The 17,340-nt window shown below is 58.9% G+C and carries 18 protein-coding genes; 13 read left to right on the top strand and 5 right to left on the bottom strand.

The genetic code is table 11. The features are described 5' to 3' along the window. Nucleotides 1–70 precede the first annotated feature (70 nt). The 4 genes from zwf (at nucleotide 71) to ACYZTR_RS07450 (ending at nucleotide 3,830) form a co-directional block, all read left to right on the top strand. Nucleotides 71–1,540: a glucose-6-phosphate dehydrogenase gene (gene zwf / locus ACYZTR_RS07435; RefSeq protein WP_461977681.1), complete on the top strand. Its 1,470-nt coding sequence runs from the start codon at nucleotides 71–73 to the stop codon at nucleotides 1,538–1,540. After that, nucleotides 1,527–2,240 carry a 6-phosphogluconolactonase gene (gene pgl / locus ACYZTR_RS07440; RefSeq protein ID WP_461977683.1) on the top strand — a complete coding sequence of 238 codons (714 nt, stop codon included), beginning with the start codon at nucleotides 1,527–1,529 and terminating at the stop codon, nucleotides 2,238–2,240. The genes zwf and pgl overlap by 14 nt, the downstream gene beginning before the upstream one ends. Before the next feature lie 17 nt (nucleotides 2,241–2,257). Next, complete coding sequence (locus ACYZTR_RS07445; RefSeq protein WP_461977685.1) at nucleotides 2,258–2,923, top strand: bifunctional 4-hydroxy-2-oxoglutarate aldolase/2-dehydro-3-deoxy-phosphogluconate aldolase; 666 nt, start codon at nucleotides 2,258–2,260, stop codon at nucleotides 2,921–2,923. Nucleotides 2,924–3,104: 181 nt separating this feature from the next. Continuing rightward, entirely contained in the window at nucleotides 3,105–3,830 is a 726-nt protein-coding gene (locus ACYZTR_RS07450; RefSeq protein WP_461977687.1) for an intradiol ring-cleavage dioxygenase, read from the top strand. Nucleotides 3,831–3,832: 2 nt separating this feature from the next. Here the strand turns inward: ACYZTR_RS07450 and ACYZTR_RS07455 are convergent, their stop codons facing one another. Together ACYZTR_RS07455 and ACYZTR_RS07460 are read right to left on the bottom strand one after the other, a co-directional pair. After that, complete coding sequence (locus ACYZTR_RS07455; protein WP_461977689.1) at nucleotides 3,833–5,014, bottom strand: aminotransferase class V-fold PLP-dependent enzyme; 1,182 nt, start codon at nucleotides 5,012–5,014, stop codon at nucleotides 3,833–3,835. Between the two features lie 22 nt (nucleotides 5,015–5,036). Beyond that, a complete protein-coding gene (locus tag ACYZTR_RS07460; RefSeq protein WP_128870220.1) occupies nucleotides 5,037–5,273 on the bottom strand; it encodes a DUF3820 family protein in 237 nt (78 codons plus the stop codon). Between the two features lie 203 nt (nucleotides 5,274–5,476). Here ACYZTR_RS07460 and ACYZTR_RS07465 point away from each other — a divergent pair, with 203 nt between their 5' ends. The 4 genes from ACYZTR_RS07465 to ACYZTR_RS07480 all read left to right on the top strand — a co-directional run bounded on the left by ACYZTR_RS07465 (nucleotide 5,477) and on the right by ACYZTR_RS07480 (nucleotide 9,157). Next, nucleotides 5,477–5,944: a ferritin-like domain-containing protein gene (locus ACYZTR_RS07465; protein WP_461977691.1), complete on the top strand. Its 468-nt coding sequence runs from the start codon at nucleotides 5,477–5,479 to the stop codon at nucleotides 5,942–5,944. Between the two features lie 157 nt (nucleotides 5,945–6,101). Then, nucleotides 6,102–8,090: an FUSC family protein gene (locus tag ACYZTR_RS07470; protein WP_461977693.1), complete on the top strand. Its 1,989-nt coding sequence runs from the start codon at nucleotides 6,102–6,104 to the stop codon at nucleotides 8,088–8,090. Next, nucleotides 8,077–8,283, top strand: a complete 207-nt coding sequence (locus tag ACYZTR_RS07475) for a DUF1656 domain-containing protein (RefSeq protein ID WP_094471041.1) — start codon at nucleotides 8,077–8,079, stop codon at nucleotides 8,281–8,283. Before ACYZTR_RS07470 ends, ACYZTR_RS07475 begins: the two co-directional genes overlap by 14 nt. A gap of 10 nt (nucleotides 8,284–8,293) precedes the next feature. Next, nucleotides 8,294–9,157, top strand: coding sequence for an efflux RND transporter periplasmic adaptor subunit (locus tag ACYZTR_RS07480; protein ID WP_461977695.1), 864 nt, complete (start codon nucleotides 8,294–8,296; stop codon nucleotides 9,155–9,157). Nucleotides 9,158–9,281: 124 nt separating this feature from the next. Here the strand turns inward: ACYZTR_RS07480 and ACYZTR_RS07485 are convergent, their stop codons facing one another. Beyond that, complete coding sequence (locus ACYZTR_RS07485; protein WP_461977697.1) at nucleotides 9,282–9,752, bottom strand: MaoC family dehydratase; 471 nt, start codon at nucleotides 9,750–9,752, stop codon at nucleotides 9,282–9,284. Nucleotides 9,753–9,793: 41 nt separating this feature from the next. Next, on the bottom strand, nucleotides 9,794–10,738 hold the full coding sequence (locus ACYZTR_RS07490) for a lysophospholipase (RefSeq protein WP_461977699.1): 945 nt from the start codon (nucleotides 10,736–10,738) through the stop codon (nucleotides 9,794–9,796). Nucleotides 10,739–10,984: 246 nt separating this feature from the next. On the opposite strand from ACYZTR_RS07490, the gene fadD2 reads away from it, so the two are divergent. Then, entirely contained in the window at nucleotides 10,985–12,673 is a 1,689-nt protein-coding gene (gene fadD2 / locus ACYZTR_RS07495) for a long-chain-fatty-acid--CoA ligase FadD2 (protein ID WP_461977701.1), read from the top strand. A gap of 396 nt (nucleotides 12,674–13,069) precedes the next feature. Continuing rightward, nucleotides 13,070–14,770 carry a long-chain-fatty-acid--CoA ligase FadD1 gene (fadD1, locus tag ACYZTR_RS07500; RefSeq protein ID WP_461977703.1) on the top strand — a complete coding sequence of 567 codons (1,701 nt, stop codon included), beginning with the start codon at nucleotides 13,070–13,072 and terminating at the stop codon, nucleotides 14,768–14,770. Nucleotides 14,771–14,914: 144 nt separating this feature from the next. Here the strand turns inward: fadD1 and ACYZTR_RS07505 are convergent, their stop codons facing one another. Further along, complete coding sequence (locus tag ACYZTR_RS07505; protein ID WP_282377262.1) at nucleotides 14,915–15,292, bottom strand: hypothetical protein; 378 nt, start codon at nucleotides 15,290–15,292, stop codon at nucleotides 14,915–14,917. 200 nt (nucleotides 15,293–15,492) lie between these two features. Here ACYZTR_RS07505 and ACYZTR_RS07510 point away from each other — a divergent pair, with 200 nt between their 5' ends. From ACYZTR_RS07510 to def, 3 genes are all read left to right on the top strand, one after another. Further along, nucleotides 15,493–15,684 carry a CsbD family protein gene (locus ACYZTR_RS07510; RefSeq protein WP_461977705.1) on the top strand — a complete coding sequence of 64 codons (192 nt, stop codon included), beginning with the start codon at nucleotides 15,493–15,495 and terminating at the stop codon, nucleotides 15,682–15,684. Between the two features lie 163 nt (nucleotides 15,685–15,847). Then, nucleotides 15,848–16,804, top strand: a complete 957-nt coding sequence (locus ACYZTR_RS07515) for a YihY/virulence factor BrkB family protein (RefSeq protein WP_461977706.1) — start codon at nucleotides 15,848–15,850, stop codon at nucleotides 16,802–16,804. Beyond that, on the top strand, nucleotides 16,801–17,340 hold the full coding sequence (gene def, locus ACYZTR_RS07520; protein ID WP_449643463.1) for a peptide deformylase: 540 nt from the start codon (nucleotides 16,801–16,803) through the stop codon (nucleotides 17,338–17,340). Before ACYZTR_RS07515 ends, def begins: the two co-directional genes overlap by 4 nt.

The following is a 17,340-nucleotide window of genomic DNA, read 5'->3' on the forward strand; positions in this document are numbered from 1 at the left end:
CTACATTTTCCCTTGAGTGATGCCTTGAAAAAAGGTATTTGTAGCTTAACTTGATAAAAGAACCAACATCATGCCTTCGATTACGGTTGAACCGTGCACCTTTGCCTTGTTCGGCGCCCTCGGCGATCTGGCCCTGCGCAAGCTGTTTCCTGCCCTTTATCAACTCGATGGCGCAGGCCTCTTGCACGAGGACACGCGAATTATCGCGCTGGCCCGTGAACCTGGCAGCGAGCAGCAGCATTTGGCGTTCATCGCTTGCGAGCTGCGCCGATACGTCAGTGACAAAGAGCTGGACGAAGCCGTGGTCGAACGCTTTCTGGCCCGCCTGAGTTACCTGCATGTCGACTTCCTCAAGGCTGACGATTACGTCGCCCTGGCCGAAATGGCTGGCAGTGCTCAACGGGTGATTGCCTACTTCGCGACACCGGCAGCCGTTTACGGCGCGATCTGCGAGAACCTGTCGAAGGTCGGTTTGACCGAGAACACCCGCGTGGTGCTGGAAAAACCCATTGGTTCGGACCTGGAATCCTCGCGCAAGGTCAACGATGCCGTGGCGCAGTTCTTCCCGGAGAACCGCACCTACCGCATCGACCACTACCTGGGCAAAGAAACCGTCCAGAACCTGATCGCCCTGCGTTTCGCCAACAGCCTGTTCGAAACCCAGTGGAACCAGAATTACATCTCCCACGTGGAAATCACCGTGGCCGAGAAGGTCGGGATCGAAGGTCGCTGGGGTTACTTCGACAAGGCCGGTCAGCTGCGGGACATGATTCAGAATCACCTCCTGCAACTGCTCTGCCTGATCGCCATGGACCCGCCGGCCGACCTGTCCGCCGACAGCATCCGTGATGAGAAAGTCAAAGTGCTCAAGGCGCTGGCGCCGATCAGCCCGGAAGGCCTGACCACTCAGGTCGTGCGCGGTCAGTACATCGCCGGTTACAGCGAAGGCAAATCGGTTCCCGGTTACCTGGAAGAGCCTAACTCCAACACCCAAAGCGACACCGAAACCTTCGTTGCGCTGCGTGCCGATATCCGCAACTGGCGTTGGGCCGGCGTGCCGTTTTACCTGCGTACCGGCAAGCGCATGCCGCAGAAGCTGTCGCAGATCGTCATCCACTTCAAGGAACCGTCCCACTACATCTTCGCTCCCGAGCAGCGCCTGCAAATCAGCAACAAGCTGATTATCCGCCTGCAACCGGACGAAGGCATTTCCTTGCGCGTGATGACCAAAGAACAAGGCCTGGACAAGGGCATGCAGCTGCGCAGCGGTCCGTTGCAGCTGAATTTTTCCGACACTTATCGCAGCGCACGGATTCCCGATGCCTACGAGCGGTTGTTGCTGGAAGTGATGCGCGGCAATCAGAACCTGTTTGTCCGTAAAGATGAAATCGAAGCCGCGTGGAAGTGGTGTGACCAGTTGATCGCCGGGTGGAAAAAATCTGGTGATGCGCCCAAGCCGTACGCGGCTGGGTCCTGGGGACCGATGAGCTCCATTGCTCTGATCACGCGGGATGGGAGGTCGTGGTATGGCGATATCTAATTTGCAACTGCCTCAGGGCGTCAGCGCCCATGAGTTCAAGAGCCCGGTGCTGCTGGCCGATGGTTTGGCGCTGAATGTGGCCAAGCAACTGAGTGACGGCATTGACGCTCGCGGCACCGCGACGCTGGTGGTGTCCGGTGGACGCAGCCCGGTGGCGTTTTTCCAGAACCTGGCCAAGCAGAAACTGGACTGGTCCAAGGTGGTTGTGACCCTGGCCGACGAGCGCTGGGTGCCGGTCGAGCACGGTGACAGCAATGCCGGTCTGCTCAAGCGCTATCTGCTGCAAGGTCCTGCGGCCAAGGCTCAGTTTCTGAGCCTGTACAGCGCCACCGCGAACCTTGAGCTGGCAGCCGAGCAGGCCGACCGTTTGCTCGCCGAGTTGCCGCCGATCGACGTGCTGATACTCGGCATGGGCGATGACGGTCACACGGCCTCGTTGTTTCCCAACAGTCCAAACCTGATCGATGCCTTGAAAGCCGACGGCACACGTCATTGCTACCCGATGCTGGCGCCGACCGTGCCGCATCAGCGCCTGACCATGAGTCGCGCGCTTCTGGCCTCGGCCAAGTACACCGTTCTATCGATTTCCGGTCAGTCCAAGCTGACCACCTTGAGTGCCGCATTGGCCGGTGACGATGTCGCCGCCATGCCGATTCGCGCGTTTCTGCAACCTACGTTAGAGATTTACTGGTGCCCATGAGCCAAGGATCAGCCGCTATGACAAACCCATCCCCGACCGTTTCCATGGAGGACAAAGTTGCCCTGATCGACAGCCTCTGCGCCAAAGCGCGGATTCTGCCGGTGATCACCATTGCTCGCGAGCAGGACATCCTGCCGCTGGCCGACGCCCTCGCGGCCGGTGGCCTGACCGCCCTGGAAGTGACCCTGCGTTCACAGTTCGGCCTCAAGGCTATCCAGATGCTGCGCGAGCAACGCCCGGAGCTGGTGACCGGCGCCGGTACTGTGCTCGATCGCAACATGCTGGCGGCTGCCGAAGCGGCCGGTTCGCAGTTCATCGTCACGCCAGGCATCACCCGTGACCTGCTGGAAGCCAGCGTCGGCAGCCCGATTCCGCTGTTGCCGGGCATCAGCAACGCCTCCGGCATCATGGAAGGTTATGGCCTGGGGTATCGCCGCTTCAAACTGTTCCCGGCGGAAGTCAGCGGCGGTGTCGCGGCTATCAAAGCCCTGGGCGGCCCGTTCGGCGAAGTAAAATTCTGCCCGACTGGCGGCGTCAGCCCAGCCAACATCAAGAGCTACATGGCGTTGAAAAACGTGATGTGCGTGGGCGGTAGCTGGATGCTTGATCCTGAGTGGATCAAGAACGGCGACTGGGCCCGCATTCAGGAATGCACCGCCGAGGCATTGGCGTTGCTGGACTGATCAGCTTTACCAAACACTTCGTTGTGTGTTCTACGTCTTTACGGTGCGCTTGGTCGGCGCACCGTTTTTTTTTGCCTGATGAAAACCTCGCGCCTACAAAAAGATCATGCGATACATAGTTACCGCACATCGAGCCTGGCCCCGTCATAACCTGCGTTCATCTTATGGAAGAGAGAACGTTATGGACGACAACACCTCGGTTACACCCTCGACACCGGTTTACCCACTGACACCTGAACAGATAGCCGGCCCGTATTTTCGAAATCCGAAATTGATCAGGCGAAACATCAGCGAAGGCATGGATGGCATCCCTTTGGTGCTGCGACTGACGATTGTCGATGCGATGACCGGTCAGCCGGTCACGGGCGCGGTGGTCGATCTCTGGCATTGCAATGCGCGAGGCGCATATTCGGGCTGGAGCAAGATTGATCCAGACAAGAAGGTCGATGTCGGAGCCATTGGCGCGATCTCGCGCACCGACGACGATACCTATCTGCGCGGCGGGCAATTCACGGACAAGAAGGGCATCGTGCGGTTTACCACGATCTATCCTGGATTCTATGCCGGCCGGGCCCTGCACATTCATGTCGCGGTGCGCATCACGGCCGGTAACAACTATCTGGAAGAGCGCCATGTCGCCTGGGTTGGTCAGCTTTACTTCCCGGAGGTCGCGTCGAGGTCGGTACTCAACGCCAGGGAGTACAGTGGCCGGACAGTTTCGGCGCTGACCAACGATGAAGACTTTCACTATAAAAACCGTGGAGGCGAGGCCTCAACCTTAAACATCCATACCCTCGGTCGAGACTCGAATGAAGACGGCTTTTTCGGGCACATGACCATCGCCGTCGACACGTTTACGGTTTCATCGCAGATCAAAGCGGAGGACTTCGACAGGTACACCGTGTGACGTCAGCGCAGCTCGTTCAGCGCCTTGCTCAGCGCGTCGATATCCGTGGCGGTGGTGGTGAGCCCCGGCGTGATGCGAATGCACGGACCACTCGCGGCACCCCTGCGCGCCACGGTAAACAGGTTGTAGTCCTTGAGCAGGCGCTCGACCATCGCCTGTTGATCGTCATGTCGGGTAAAGCGCATCGAAGTGATGCCGCAATACAGTCGCGGGTCGTCTGGGGTCATGACTTCGATCCCCGGCAGTTCGCGCACCGCGCTCACCCACCGGTTGCGCAGGTAGTTGAGCCGTGCGCCCTTGGCGGCGGAACCGCCCATGGCCCGATGTTCCTCGAACACCAGCGGCAGGGTCAGCAGCGCCGGGATGTTGGGTGTGCTGTACGGGGTGCGGGCGCGAATGTCGGTGATCGGGAAATGCATCTCGCCCATGTCCGGGTCGATATCGGCCAGGCGCTCGGGGGCGATGTAAATGAAGCCCAGGGTCAGCGGCGCACCGATCCATTTGTGCAGGGTGTAGCCAGCAAAGGCGATGCCCAGTTCATCGAGATTGAATTCGAACTGGCCGAGTGCATGGGCACCGTCGAGGATCACGTCGATGCCATGCTCTTTGGCGGCCGCAGCGATCGCCCGCACTGGCATGACCAACCCGGTGCGATGGGTAACGTGGGTCAGGGCCATCAGTTTGAGCTTTGGATAACTCGCAAAGGCTTCGCGGTAAGTGGCCAGCAAACTGTCGAAACTGGCGGGGTGCGGGTGCTCGATCTCGATCACCTCGACGCCGCGATTACGCGCCAGCCAGCGCATGGCCCCTTTGACCGTGTCGTATTCCAGATCACACATCAGCACTTGATCGCCCGGTGTCAGACGGTTGTAGTTGCGGATCAGCGATTGCAGACCGTCCGAAGCGTTGCGGGTGAGGGCGACGGCTTCCTCGGGTACGGCCACCAGCTCGGCGAGCTGTTTGCGAATCTCCAGGCTTTCGCCCTGCTCGAAGCGTTGACGCACGTGCACCGAGTTGCTGCGATTGATGAGTTCGATGTTGCGCTGATACTCCTCGACCACCGTGCGCGACATACGCCCGAAGTAACCGTTTTCCAGGTTGATGGGCCCCGGTTCAACCGCGTAGCGGTCGGCAAAGGTCTTCCAGAATTGTTCATCACGGGCGCGGCGGGTGTTATCGGGCATGGACTACTCGGTCTGGGGAGAATCAGTGGCGCGGGGCAGGTTTGCCATGTTTGGCGCGTAGCGGCTCGAGCAACTCCGACAAGCCGTTGTGATCGATTTCCTGCATCAAGGCCAGCAAGCCGCCGAGTTCGCCATGGGGGAAACCTTCACGAGCGAACCAGTTCAGGTATTGGCCGGGGAGGTCGGCAATGATCCGGCCCTTGTATTTGCCGAAGGGCATTTCACGGGTGACCAGCAGTTCGAGCTTTTCAGGGTTCATCAATCAGTCGTCTTGATTCAAACAGTCTGGAAAATACAGGCATTCTGCATGGAGGCCAAATGACAGATCATGCAAATAAAGCGGATACAGATTTTGTGTTAAACAATAACTAGTTGAAATATAAGGGATAAGTTGTCAATTCAAAGCTGGCATGCAGGGTGCAATACCTATTGCATCTTCCATCAACCCGTGAGGAATTGAAAATGACCGACATGAATAAAGAAGCCATCTCTGTACTCAACGACCTGATTGAAACCAGTAAAGACGGTCAGGAAGGGTTCAAGACGTGCGCTGAAGACATCAAACACCCGGAACTCAAAGCCATTTTCGTACAGCGCTCGGCTGACTGCGCCAAGGCTGCTTCTGAATTACAGGCCGCTGTACGTTCCATGGGTGGCGATGCGGAAACCTCCACCAGTGTCAGCGGTGACCTGCACCGTCGCTGGGTCGACGTGAAAGCGATGTTCACCGGCAAGGATGAAGAAGCCGTGCTGAACGAAGCTGAACGGGGTGAGGACCATGCACTGAAGGCTTACAAAGAAGCCATCGAAAAAATCAACAAACACAACCTGGTGGGCATTCGTGACCTGGTTGAGCGTCAGTACCACGGCGTGCAACGCAACCACGATCAGGTAAAAGCCCTGCGTAACCAGGCGCGCGCTCGCTCGTAAGCGTTCGTTGTCTGTCAAAAACGCCAGCCAGTCTGGCGTTTTTTTGTGTCCTGGAATTAGCACTGGACGGATGATAGTTAGCTAGCTAATAATTTGTTTTTCAAGTGACTGAACCGAACCCGACTATCGTTAAATCGTCTTTTCAAGAGTGTTTTACGTGCCTATCACTTTGCAGGCTTTGTTTGCGCCTGACCGCCGCGCTTTACAGTTCGCGATCAAAACCTTGATCGGCGGCGGCCTGGCGCTGTGGCTGGCATTGCGCTGGGGCCTGGAGCAACCGGCCTGGGCCTTGATGACGGCGTTCATCGTCGCCCAGCCGTTGTCCGGAATGGTGGTACAGAAGGGCCTGGCGCGATTGCTGGGTACGTTGGTCGGGACGATCATGTCAGTGGTGTTCATGGGGTTGTTCGCCCAGACGCCTTGGCTGTTTTTGTTGGCATTGGCGTTATGGCTGGGGCTGTGTACGGCGAGTTCGACCCTGCTGCGCAGTGCCTGGTCCTATTCATTCGTGCTGGCGGGTTATACGGTGGCGATCATCGCGTTGCCGGCCATCACCCACCCTCTGACCGTGTTCGATCAGGCCGTGGCTCGCTGCACGGAAATCTGCCTGGGCATACTTTGCGCCACCGCCGCCAGTGCGCTGCTGTGGCCGATGCGGGTCGAACGGCAACTGGCGGATCAGGCGCGGGCGGCGTGGCAAAGCGGTATGAACGCCGCGCGAGCGACCCTGGCCGGTGATGGTCAGGCGCGTAAAGGCTTGCTGGAAATCCTTGGGAAAATCGTCGCCGTCGATGCCCAGCGCGAGCATGCCTGGTTTGAAGGAGGCCTGGGGCGGCAACGAGCACGCGCGATCAGCGGCTTGAGCCAAAAGCTGTTGATGCTGCTGCGCATCGCCCGTTCGGCGCGCCGTCAATGGAAGCTATTGGAGCCCCAGGAAGCCGAGCAACTGTTGCCTTGGATGACCGAGGCCCAAGAGGCGCTCAACAACCCGGATACCGCGACGCTGCAAGCGCTGCGTCCGAGGTTGCTCGACGCTTCCCACGCCCCGCACATCAGCTGCGCACAGAGCTACTGCCTGGCCCGTTTCACCTTGTTGCTCGATACCGCCATGGCGGCCGGCGCCGCGTTGAACGCCGTTGAGGAGGGCAAGGAAACGGTCGACCCGCCACGAACCCTGACACCGCACCGCGACCTGTCATTGGCGCTGGTGTTTGGTGCCCGCAGTGCGTTGGCGTTTCTGGTGGTCTCGTGCTTCTGGTTGGCGACCGCCTGGCCCGCTGCCTCCGGCGCGCTGCTGTTGACGTGCGTGGTGTGTAGTCTGTTCGCCAGCCGTGAGAACGGCGCTCAGATCGGCATGAGTTTTATGCGCGGGATCTTCCTGGCGATCCCGGCCGCGTTTATCGTCGGGCAGATTCTGCTGCCGCAATGGAGTGGTTTTGCATTGCTTTGCATGGGCATGGGCGTGCCGTTGTTCCTCGGCGCGCTGGGCATGGCCAAACCGCAGATCGGTGCGACGGCGACCTCATTTTGTCTGCACTTCATCGTGCTGGTCTCGCCGCTCAATGCGATGAAATTCGATGTCGCGACGTTCTTCAACAGCGCGCAATCCATCGTGGTCGGTGTTGGCGCCGCCGTGCTGGCGTTTCATTTGTTGATCCTGCGCAACCCGGCGTGGCACGGTCGACGCCTGCTGGCGGCGACCCTCCACGATCTGGTGCGTCTGACCCGGCGTAATCTGCGCGGTGCCGAAAGCTGGTTTGGCGGGCGCATGGCCGACCGCTTGCTGCAACTGGCGCGGCACTATCCCGAGTTGCCGGAACCGGCGCGCAGCCGCTGGGACGATGGCTTGCTCGGCCTGGATATCGGCGACGAATTGCTGCATTTGCGTTTGAGCCTGGCGGTGGCGCAGCTGCCGGTCAGGGCGCCTCAGCGGCGTTATCTCGAACAGCTGGAAAAAGTCCTCGAGCAAGGCCCGGCTGGCAAGCGCGCCGAGGCGTTGGCTCCACCGAGTGAAGAATTCTTGAAGACTTTGTATGCGTTGCCCCCCAGCGATGCGGTGAAACTCGCCCAAGGCGCGGTGCTGCAATTGCAAAGCAGCTGGCGTGCCTGGTGCCATCAACAGGAGCAAAGCCATGGGCTTGCGTGAGTGGTCGGTGGGCGGCGTGTTGCTCAGTCCGTTTCTGATTTATGTGCTGCTGGCGCTGCTCGTGACCGCAGCCTTGCGCATGCTCTTGCGCTTGACGCCGGTAGGCCGTTGGATCTGGCACGAAGCATTGTTTGATTGCGCCCTGTACGTCTGTGTATTGACCCTGATCACCGTCGTCCTCGGACCTTTATAAGGAGTTGAAAATGCGTACACCCGTACGTGTCGCCGTAACCTTGTGCCTGGTGGTGGTGGCGATTTTTGCCGGCATCCATTTGTGGCAGTACTACATGCTCACCCCATGGACCCGGGACGCACGGATTCGCGCCGACGTGGTGGTGATCGCCCCGGACGTCTCGGGTTGGGTGCGTGAGCTCAAGGCTTTTGATAACCAGCCGGTCAAGGCCGGCGATTTGTTGCTGAGCATCGACCGCGATCGTTTCGAAGCCGCGCTGGAGAAATCTCAAGCGGTGGTACAGACACGCCAGCAGCAGCTCAATCTGCGTGAACGCGAAGCCAGTCGCCGTGCCAGTCTTGGGCCGCAAGCGATCAGTGCCGAACTGCGCGAGAACGCGCAAATCAACGCCGGCATCGCCCGTGGTGAACTGCGTGAAGCTCAGGCCGAAGCCAAGGTCGCCGAACTCAACCTCGCCCGCAGTCAGGTTCACGCGCCCCGCAGTGGCCACATCACCAACCTGCGCCTCGCTGAAGGCAACTACGTGAATGCCGGGCAACCGGTGATGGCGTTGATCGACGATTCGACTTTTTATGTGCAGGCGTATTTCGAGGAGACCAAACTGCCGCGGATTCGCGTCGGCGATCCGGTGAAGGTCTGGTTGATGAGCGCGGGCGACGCGTTGCAAGGGCATGTCGACAGCATCAGTCGCGGGATTACTGATCGCAACACCACGCCGGATGGGCAGTTGTTGGCGGAGGTGGAACCGACGTTTAACTGGGTCAGGTTGGCACAGCGAATTCCGGTCAGAATCAAGATTGATAAGTTGCCGGAGGGGATTAATTTGAGTTCGGGGATGACGGCGAGTGTGCAGGTGCAGGAGGGTAACCGCTGATCGTTCCCACGCTCTGCGTGGGAATGCATCCCGGGACGCTCCGCGTCCCATCAACAGCCGAACGCGGAGCGTCCGTTGAGGCATTCCTTTGCTGCGCGTGGGAACGATCAGGTCCCCCAATCAATCAGCCGATGCTGATCGCAGGCAGGGTCGGCAACGACACAGTCTGCTGCTTACGCGGCGCCAGAATCTCCGCCTCACCATCCACCACCAACTCATCACGCTGGTTAAACACACGTGTGGCAATCCGCACCCGAAACTTCGGCAGCTTCTCGAGAATCTCCAGACGCACGGTCAGTGTGTCGCCAATTTTCACCGGCTTCTGAAAGCTCATCTGCTGACCGATATAAATAGTCCCCGGCCCAGGCAATTCGCAGGCTACGGCAGCGCTGATCAGCGCACCGCTGAACATTCCGTGAGCGATGCGCTCCTTGAACATGGTGCCGGCGGCAAATTCAGCGTCCAGGTGCACCGGGTTGTGATCGCCGGACATCGCGGCGAACAATTGAATGTCGCGCTCTTCGACCGTCTTGCTGTAGCTGGCGGTCTGGCCGACTTCAAGGGCTTCGTAAGGGGTGTTGGTAACCTGGGTCATCTGTCTCAATTCCTGTGACGAATAAAAAATCCACAAAAAAACTATTCCGATCTGGGTGGCCGGCGATGGCTCAGCGCTTGGGCGATCCAGTTCAACACGTCATTGATCACTTCATCGCGGTTGCTCTCGTTGAACAGTTCATGCCGTGCCTGCGGGTAAATTGTCAGTTGCAGGCTCTGGCTGCCAGCCCTGCGTAGCGCATGGGCCAGATCTTTCAGACGTTTGCCTTCGCTCACCGGATCACATTCACCGCCAATGACCAGCAACGGCAGGCCCGGATCAATCTGAGCGAGATTGGACGCTTTGCTGATTTGCTGCAACCCACCGAGCAAATCGATCCATAGCTGATTGGTGCAGCGAAAACCACAGAGCGGGTCGCTGGCGTACAGATCGACCTCCGCCGGGTCGCGACTGAGCCAGTCGAACCGCGTGCGCACCGGTTTGAATTTTTTGTTGAACGAGCCGAACGACAGCCATTCGATCAGCACGCTGCGCCCCTTCGGGCCTTGGCGCAATCGTTCTACCCGCGCAATCTGCCGCGCCGCGCGATAGAGCGCCACCGGTTGGAAGTTCGAACCGCTGAGAACGGCCCCGTGCAGGCTGGCGCTGTGATGCAGCAGATAGGCCTGGGCGATGTAGCTGCCCATGCTGTGGCCGAGCAGTACGATCGGCACGCCGGGATGTTGTTGGCCGATGTGCTGATTGAGGCAAGCCAAGTCACCCACCACTTTGCCCCAGCCATCGTTGTCGGCGAAATGGCCGAGTGTCCCGTTTTCGGCAGTTTTGCCATGTCCACGCTGATCCGGTGCATAGACGCCGTAACCCTGAGCACAGAGTTTTTCTGCCAGACGGGCGTAGCGACCACTGTGTTCCGCCATGCCGTGGGCCAACAGGATCACTGCCTTGAGTGGCGCTGTTGGCAGCCACTGGTTAACGAAGAGGCGGCTGCGGTCACTCGCGGTCAGCCAAAAAGTGTCGTGGATCATGGCGATTCCTTTGCATAGGGCTGCATGTGGCATGGACGTCGTTGCATTGTATAGCGCATCCATAGCGTGCCGTCTGATCAGGCCACGCCGCTGCAGCAAGATTCACGCGGTCAATGACGCCCGTTGGCATATTTGCCAGATTCGCCAGAGCTGCTAGTGTCCGTGAAGCCCCGCTTTTTCGCTCTTTGTTTGGAAGAAGGACAGAAAAGCGGCCCCGGATAGGTTCAGGTAAAGAGGACAAGAACAATGCAACCTGATTTCTGGAATGACAAACGCCCCGCCGGCGTGCCCCTGGACATCGACCAAGGGGCCTATAAGTCGGTGATCGAGGTGTTCGAGCGCTCCTGCAAGAAATTTGCAGACCGCCCGGCATTCAGCAACATGGGCGTCACCCTGACCTACGCCGAACTGGAACGCTACAGCGCAGCGTTCGCCGGTTACCTGCAAGCCCACACCGACCTGGTGCCGGGGGATCGCATCGCGGTGCAGATGCCCAACGTCCTGCATTACCCGATTGCCGTGTTCGGTGCCTTGCGCGCCGGGCTGATCGTGGTCAACACCAACCCGCTGTACACCGCGCGGGAGATGCGTCATCAGTTCAAGGACTCCGGCGCCCGGGCGCTGGTCTACCTGAACATGTTCGGGCAGAAAGTCCAGGAGGTGCTGCAGGGCACCGACATCCAGTACCTGATCGAAGCGAAGATGGGTGACCTGATGCCCGCCGCCAAGGGTTGGCTGGTCAATACCCTGGTGAGCAAGGTCAAGAAGATGGTCCCGGCGTATTCCTTGCCGCAGGCGATTTCCTTCAAGAGCGCGCTGAGTCTGGGTCGAGGCCTGGGGATCAAGCCGCTGAATGCCGGCCTCGGCGACATCGCCGTGCTGCAATACACCGGCGGCACCACCGGGCTGGCCAAGGGCGCGATGCTGACTCACGGCAACCTGGTGGCGAACATGCAGCAGGTGCGGGCGTGCCTGGAGCAGTCGGGCCGTGACGGGCAGCCGCTGTTGCGCGAAGGGCAGGAGGTGATGGTCGCGCCGCTGCCGCTGTACCACATCTATGCGTTCACCGCGAATTGCATGTGCATGATGGTTTCTGGCAACCACAACGTGCTGATCACCAATCCGCGGGACATCAAGGGTTTCATCAAGGAACTGAAAAACTGGCGGTTCTCGGCATTGCTTGGGCTCAACACGCTGTTCGTCGCGTTGATGGACCATCCGGACTTCAAGACTCTGGATTTCTCCAGCCTCAAACTCACCAACTCCGGCGGCACCGCATTGGTCAAGGCCACCGCCGAGCGCTGGGAACAGCTCACCGGTTGCCGCATCACCGAAGGGTACGGCCTGACCGAAACCTCGCCGGTGGCCTGCACCAACCCATACGGCGACAAGTCGCGCCTCGGAACAGTCGGCCTGCCGGTGCCGGGCACCACGCTGAAGGTCATCAACGATGAAGGCGTCGAGCAACCCTTGGGCGAGCGCGGCGAACTGTGCATCAAGGGCCCACAGATCATGAAGGGTTACTGGCAGAAGCCCGAAGCCACCGCGGAAGTGCTGGATGCCGAGGGCTGGTTCAAATCCGGTGACATCGCGGTGATCGACCCGGACGGTTTTGTGCGCATCGTCGATCGCAAGAAAGACATGATCATCGTCTCGGGTTTCAACGTGTACCCGAACGAGATCGAAGACGTGGTGATGGCTCACCCGAAAGTCGCCAACTGCGCGGTGATCGGTGTGCCGGATGAGCGTTCGGGGGAAGCGGTGAAGCTGTTTGTGGTGGCCCGTGAATCGGGTGTCAGCCTTGAAGAGCTGAAGGCGTACTGCAAGGAGAACTTCACGGCGTACAAAGTACCCAAGCACATCGTCTTGCGTGAGTCGTTGCCGATGACGCCGGTGGGCAAGATCTTGCGGCGGGAGTTGCGGGATATCGCTTGAGGTGAATGGCCGCGCTTCGCACGTTCGCGGGCAAGCCACGCTCCCACAAGTTTTGGTGTCGTTCACAAATCTGGTGAACGCCCCGGACCCTGTAGGAGCGAGCGGTGCGGCGATCCGACTTGCCCGCGAAGCTTTTAAGGGGTGGAGGGCCCAAAATACGGGGCTTTCAAGCCTGTATAGAATTTTTGCTCTAAAATGACCGCTTGCTGTTCTCGAGTCACAAAAGTGACTATAGAGGCCGCTTTTGGCTCTAGTCGGCCCTTGGCAAAGCTGCTACTCTCGGCGCGCTTTGTGACTTCTAGGCCTGTTAAAAAGCCAGACTCACCAACAAACACACACCAATAATAATCGCATCAAATGCGGTGATGAATTCGCGTTGCTGAGGAGTGGGCTTCCATGATCGAAGACTTTTGGAAGGATAAGTACCCTGCCGGGATTGCTGCCGACATCAATCCGGACGAGTATCCGAATATTCAGGCGGTGTTGAAGCAGTCCTGCCAACGCTTCGCCGACAAACCGGCATTCAGTAACCTGGGCAAGACAATCACCTACGGTGAACTGTACGAATTGTCCGGTGCCTTTGCCGCTTACCTGCAACAGCATACCGACTTGCAGCCAGGCGATCGAATCGCCGTGCAGCTGCCCAACGTGTTGCAGTACCCGGTCGCCGTCTTCGGTGCCATCCGCGCCGGGCTGATCGTGGTCAACACCAACCCGCTGTACACCGCGCGGGAAATGGAACACCAATTCAACGACTCCGGTGCCAAAGCCCTGGTCTGCCTGGCCAACATGGCGCACCTGGCGCAGACCGTCGTGCCGAAAACCGGCGTCAAGCACGTGATCGTCACCGAAGTGGCCGACCTGCTGCCGCCGCTCAAGCGTCTGCTGGTCAACAGCGTCATCAAGTATGTGAAGAAGATGGTTCCGGCGTATCACTTGCCCAAGGCCATCAAGTTCAACGACGTGCTGAGCAAGGGCCATGGCCAGCCAGTGGCTGAAGCCAACCCGGCCAGCAGCGACGTTGCCGTGCTGCAATACACCGGCGGCACCACCGGCGTGGCCAAGGGCGCGATGCTGACCCACCGCAACCTGGTGGCGAACATGCTGCAGTGCAAGGCGCTGATGGGTTCCAACCTTCATGAAGGCTGCGAGATTCTGATCACGCCGCTGCCGCTGTACCACATCTATGCCTTCACCTTTCATTGCATGGCGATGATGCTGATCGGTAACCACAACGTACTGATCAGCAACCCGCGCGATTTGACGGCGATGGTCAAGGAACTGTCGAAGTGGAAGTTCAGCGGTTTTGTCGGGCTCAATACGTTGTTCGTGGCCCTGTGCAATAACGAAGGCTTCCGCAAGCTGGACTTCTCGGCGCTGAAAGTCACCCTGTCCGGTGGCATGGCCCTGCAACTGGCCGCCGCCGAACGCTGGAAAGCGGTCACCGGGTGCGCCATCTGCGAAGGTTACGGCATGACCGAAACCAGCCCGGTGGCCACCGTCAATCCGATCCAGAACATCCAGATCGGCACCATCGGTATTCCGGTTCCGTCGACCCTGTGCAAAATCATCGACGATGCCGGCGTTGAACAGCCGTTGGGCGCAATCGGCGAGCTGTGTGTGAAAGGTCCGCAAGTCATGAAGGGCTACTGGCAGCGTCAGGACGCCACCGACGAAATGCTCGACAGCGAAGGCTGGTTGAAGACCGGTGACATCGCTCTGATCCAGCCGGATGGCTACCTGCGCATTGTCGATCGCAAGAAAGACATGATCCTGGTGTCCGGTTTCAACGTGTACCCCAATGAACTGGAAGACGTGCTGGCGACCCTGCCGGGCGTGCTGCAATGCGCAGCCATCGGCGTGCCGGACGAGAAGTCGGGCGAGGCGATCAAGCTCTTCATCGTTGCCAAACCGGGCGTGACTCTGACCAAGGAACAGGTGATGGAGCACATGCGCGCCAACGTCACCGGTTACAAGGTTCCGCGCTCCGTGGAGTTCCGCGATGCGCTGCCGACCACCAACGTCGGCAAGATCCTGCGCCGCGAGTTGCGCGACGAAGAATTGAAGAAGCTCGGCGTCAAGAAGGTAGGCGCGTAATACACAAGAAGCCCCGCAGATGCGGGGCTTCTTGTTTATAGCTGATCGTTCCCACGCTCTGCGTGGGAATGCCGCCCGGGACGCTCCGCGTCCACGCAGAGCGTCCCGGGATGCGTAACCACGCAGCGCGTGGGAACGATCTCTTTACAGGCGGAACTGCGCGAAGTTTACGTTGGTACCCGCCGGGCGCATGTCCTGGAGGTACGAGTCCTTGTCGGCGCTCAGTTCCAGGCTCAAAGCGGCTTTACGCTTGCCTTCGTTGCGCACCACCAGTCCTTCGAGCTTCTCGCGCAGGAACACCGTCGGCACTTTCAGGTGCAGCAATTCGTCGGTGTCCGGCGTGTGCATCAGCAGGTGAACCCATTCGTACTGACCAACGGCCAGTCGCGCAACCGGAATATCGAACCACCAGATGTTGCGGTTTCGGTTCAATTCGGTGAAATGGCAGTTATTGACGCCAAGCACAGCACCGCCAAGTTCCTGATTTCTGCGGGCAATGGCCTGCTTTTTATCGAGTTTCATAACATTCCTACGGGATTGGATCTTCAGCGCCATGGCCTGAATACGTTGCGCATTCTCGTGGGTTGGTCGGCAAACATAAAGCCCAACCTGCACTGAACGATGAAATGTTGCGGTGAAAATAAATGAAACTCCGCGCAAAAGCCTCCGGTCAATCTTTGTGTAACAACTTTCCCCGTTGAATTGTTCACAGGAGAAACACCATGAGCAGCACTGGCGATAAAGTAAAAGGCATGGCCAACGAAGCCGCCGGCAACGTCAAGCAAGGCGTCGGCAAGGCCACCGGTAGCGACAAAATGCGCACCGAAGGTGTCGTGCAGGAAAAGAAAGGCGAAGCCCAGCAAGCGGTCGGCAAAGCTAAGGATGCAGTCAAGAAAGGCATCGACAAGGCGTGATCCGGCCTGTAACGAGCGTAAGAAACGGCCATCCGCGGATGGCCGTTTTTGTATCAGTCTGAACTTGAACAAGATCAAAATCGCCAAGTAGGCTACTTTGATGTAGAAAACGGCCCCTGAGTCGCCACGACTTCAACCAAATTTGCGGCGAAAGGAGACGCTAATGTTTTTTCCTCACATGAAAGGTTTGCGCCTGCACCGTGTCATGGTGCGCACGGTCACCGAGTTCGTCGACGACGAGATGTCGACTTATGCCTCGGCGCTGGCCTATCAGATGCTGTTCTCACTATTCCCCTTCATTCTGTTCCTCATTGCCCTGATCGGTTTCCTGCACCTGCCGGACTTCTTCTCCTGGCTGCGCCTGCAGTCAGAACTGGTGTTGCCACCCCAGGCGTTGGAACAGGTCAACCCGGTCATCGACCAGCTCCAGCAATCCAAAGGTGGCTTGCTGTCGGTCGGTATCGTGATTGCCCTGTGGACCGCGTCCGCCGGTGTGCGGCTGATGATGAGCGCGATGAACGCCGCCTACGACGTGGTCGAAGGTCGCCCGGCGTGGAAACGTTTCCCACTGTCGATTTTCTACACCATCGGCATCGCCGGCATGCTGCTGATCGCCGCTGCGCTGATGGTGCTCGGGCCGCAGGTGATGGGCTGGATCGCTTCGCAAGTCGGCCTCGAAGACTTCATCGTGACGCTCTGGACCATCGTGCGCTGGCCGGTGGTCGTGATTCTGTTGATGATGGCGGTGGCGCTGATTTATTACGTCATGCCCGATGTCAAACAAGAGTTTCGCTTCATCACGCCGGGTTCGGTGCTGGCGGTGGTGGTGTGGATCATCGCGTCACTGGGCTTCGGTCTGTACGTCAAGGAATTCGCTAATTACAACGCTATGTATGGCAGTATCGGTGCGATCATCGTGCTGTTGCTGTACTTCTACATTTCCGCCGCGGTGCTGTTGCTGGGCGCCGAGATGAATGCCGTGATCGAACACATGTCGACCGAGGGCAAGAATGATGGCGAAAAAGTCCCCGGCGAGCACGACCACGAACCCAAACAACACGTGTCGGGACTGGGTCGGGATCACTCGATCAAGCCGACCCCTGACGAAGTCATCAAATGATCCGTGAAATTCTGAAAATGGGCGACGAGCGCCTGTTGCGCATTGCCCCGCCGGTGCCTGCCGAAATGTTCGACAGCCCCGAGCTGTGGCAACTGATCGACGACATGTTCCAGACCATGGAAAGCGTCGGTGGCGTGGGTCTGGCTGCACCGCAGATCGGCGTCGATCTGCAACTGGTGATCTTCGGTTTCGAGCACAGCGAGCGCTATCCGGATGCCGAGGCCGTGCCGCAGACGATTCTGATCAATCCGTTGATTACGCCGTTGAGCCCGACGCTGGAAGAGGGTTTCGAAGGCTGCCTGTCGGTGCCCGGCTTGCGCGGCGCGGTGGATCGCTATCAGCACATTCGTTACGAAGGTTTTGATCCCAAGGGGCAGTCGATCATGCGCATCGCCTCAGGGTTTCATGCGCGGGTAGTGCAGCATGAATGCGATCACCTGATCGGCCGGTTATACCCGTCGCGCATCGGTGACTTCAGCAAGTTCGGGTTTACCGACGTGATGTTTCCGGACCTCGATCCTGCAGCAGACGACTGA

The sequence above is a fragment of the Pseudomonas sp. Hz4 genome (assembly GCF_054898165.1).

Coding starts and splice junctions, on each gene's coding strand:
- ACYZTR_RS07460 (WP_128870220.1), bottom strand. CDS start 5,273: ATGAACCCTGAAAAGCTCGAACTGCTGGTCACCCGTGAAATGCCCTTC.
- fadD2 (WP_461977701.1), top strand. CDS start 10,985: ATGCAACCTGATTTCTGGAATGACAAACGCCCCGCCGGCGTGCCCCTG.
- ACYZTR_RS07475 (WP_094471041.1), top strand. CDS start 8,077: ATGGGCTTGCGTGAGTGGTCGGTGGGCGGCGTGTTGCTCAGTCCGTTT.
- ACYZTR_RS07510 (WP_461977705.1), top strand. CDS start 15,493: ATGAGCAGCACTGGCGATAAAGTAAAAGGCATGGCCAACGAAGCCGCC.
- ACYZTR_RS07515 (WP_461977706.1), top strand. CDS start 15,848: ATGTTTTTTCCTCACATGAAAGGTTTGCGCCTGCACCGTGTCATGGTG.
- ACYZTR_RS07505 (WP_282377262.1), bottom strand. CDS start 15,292: ATGAAACTCGATAAAAAGCAGGCCATTGCCCGCAGAAATCAGGAACTT.
- ACYZTR_RS07445 (WP_461977685.1), top strand. CDS start 2,258: ATGACAAACCCATCCCCGACCGTTTCCATGGAGGACAAAGTTGCCCTG.
- ACYZTR_RS07485 (WP_461977697.1), bottom strand. CDS start 9,752: ATGACCCAGGTTACCAACACCCCTTACGAAGCCCTTGAAGTCGGCCAG.
- ACYZTR_RS07490 (WP_461977699.1), bottom strand. CDS start 10,738: ATGATCCACGACACTTTTTGGCTGACCGCGAGTGACCGCAGCCGCCTC.
- ACYZTR_RS07450 (WP_461977687.1), top strand. CDS start 3,105: ATGGACGACAACACCTCGGTTACACCCTCGACACCGGTTTACCCACTG.
- ACYZTR_RS07480 (WP_461977695.1), top strand. CDS start 8,294: ATGCGTACACCCGTACGTGTCGCCGTAACCTTGTGCCTGGTGGTGGTG.
- zwf (WP_461977681.1), top strand. CDS start 71: ATGCCTTCGATTACGGTTGAACCGTGCACCTTTGCCTTGTTCGGCGCC.
- pgl (WP_461977683.1), top strand. CDS start 1,527: ATGGCGATATCTAATTTGCAACTGCCTCAGGGCGTCAGCGCCCATGAG.
- def (WP_449643463.1), top strand. CDS start 16,801: ATGATCCGTGAAATTCTGAAAATGGGCGACGAGCGCCTGTTGCGCATT.
- ACYZTR_RS07455 (WP_461977689.1), bottom strand. CDS start 5,014: ATGCCCGATAACACCCGCCGCGCCCGTGATGAACAATTCTGGAAGACC.
- fadD1 (WP_461977703.1), top strand. CDS start 13,070: ATGATCGAAGACTTTTGGAAGGATAAGTACCCTGCCGGGATTGCTGCC.
- ACYZTR_RS07465 (WP_461977691.1), top strand. CDS start 5,477: ATGACCGACATGAATAAAGAAGCCATCTCTGTACTCAACGACCTGATT.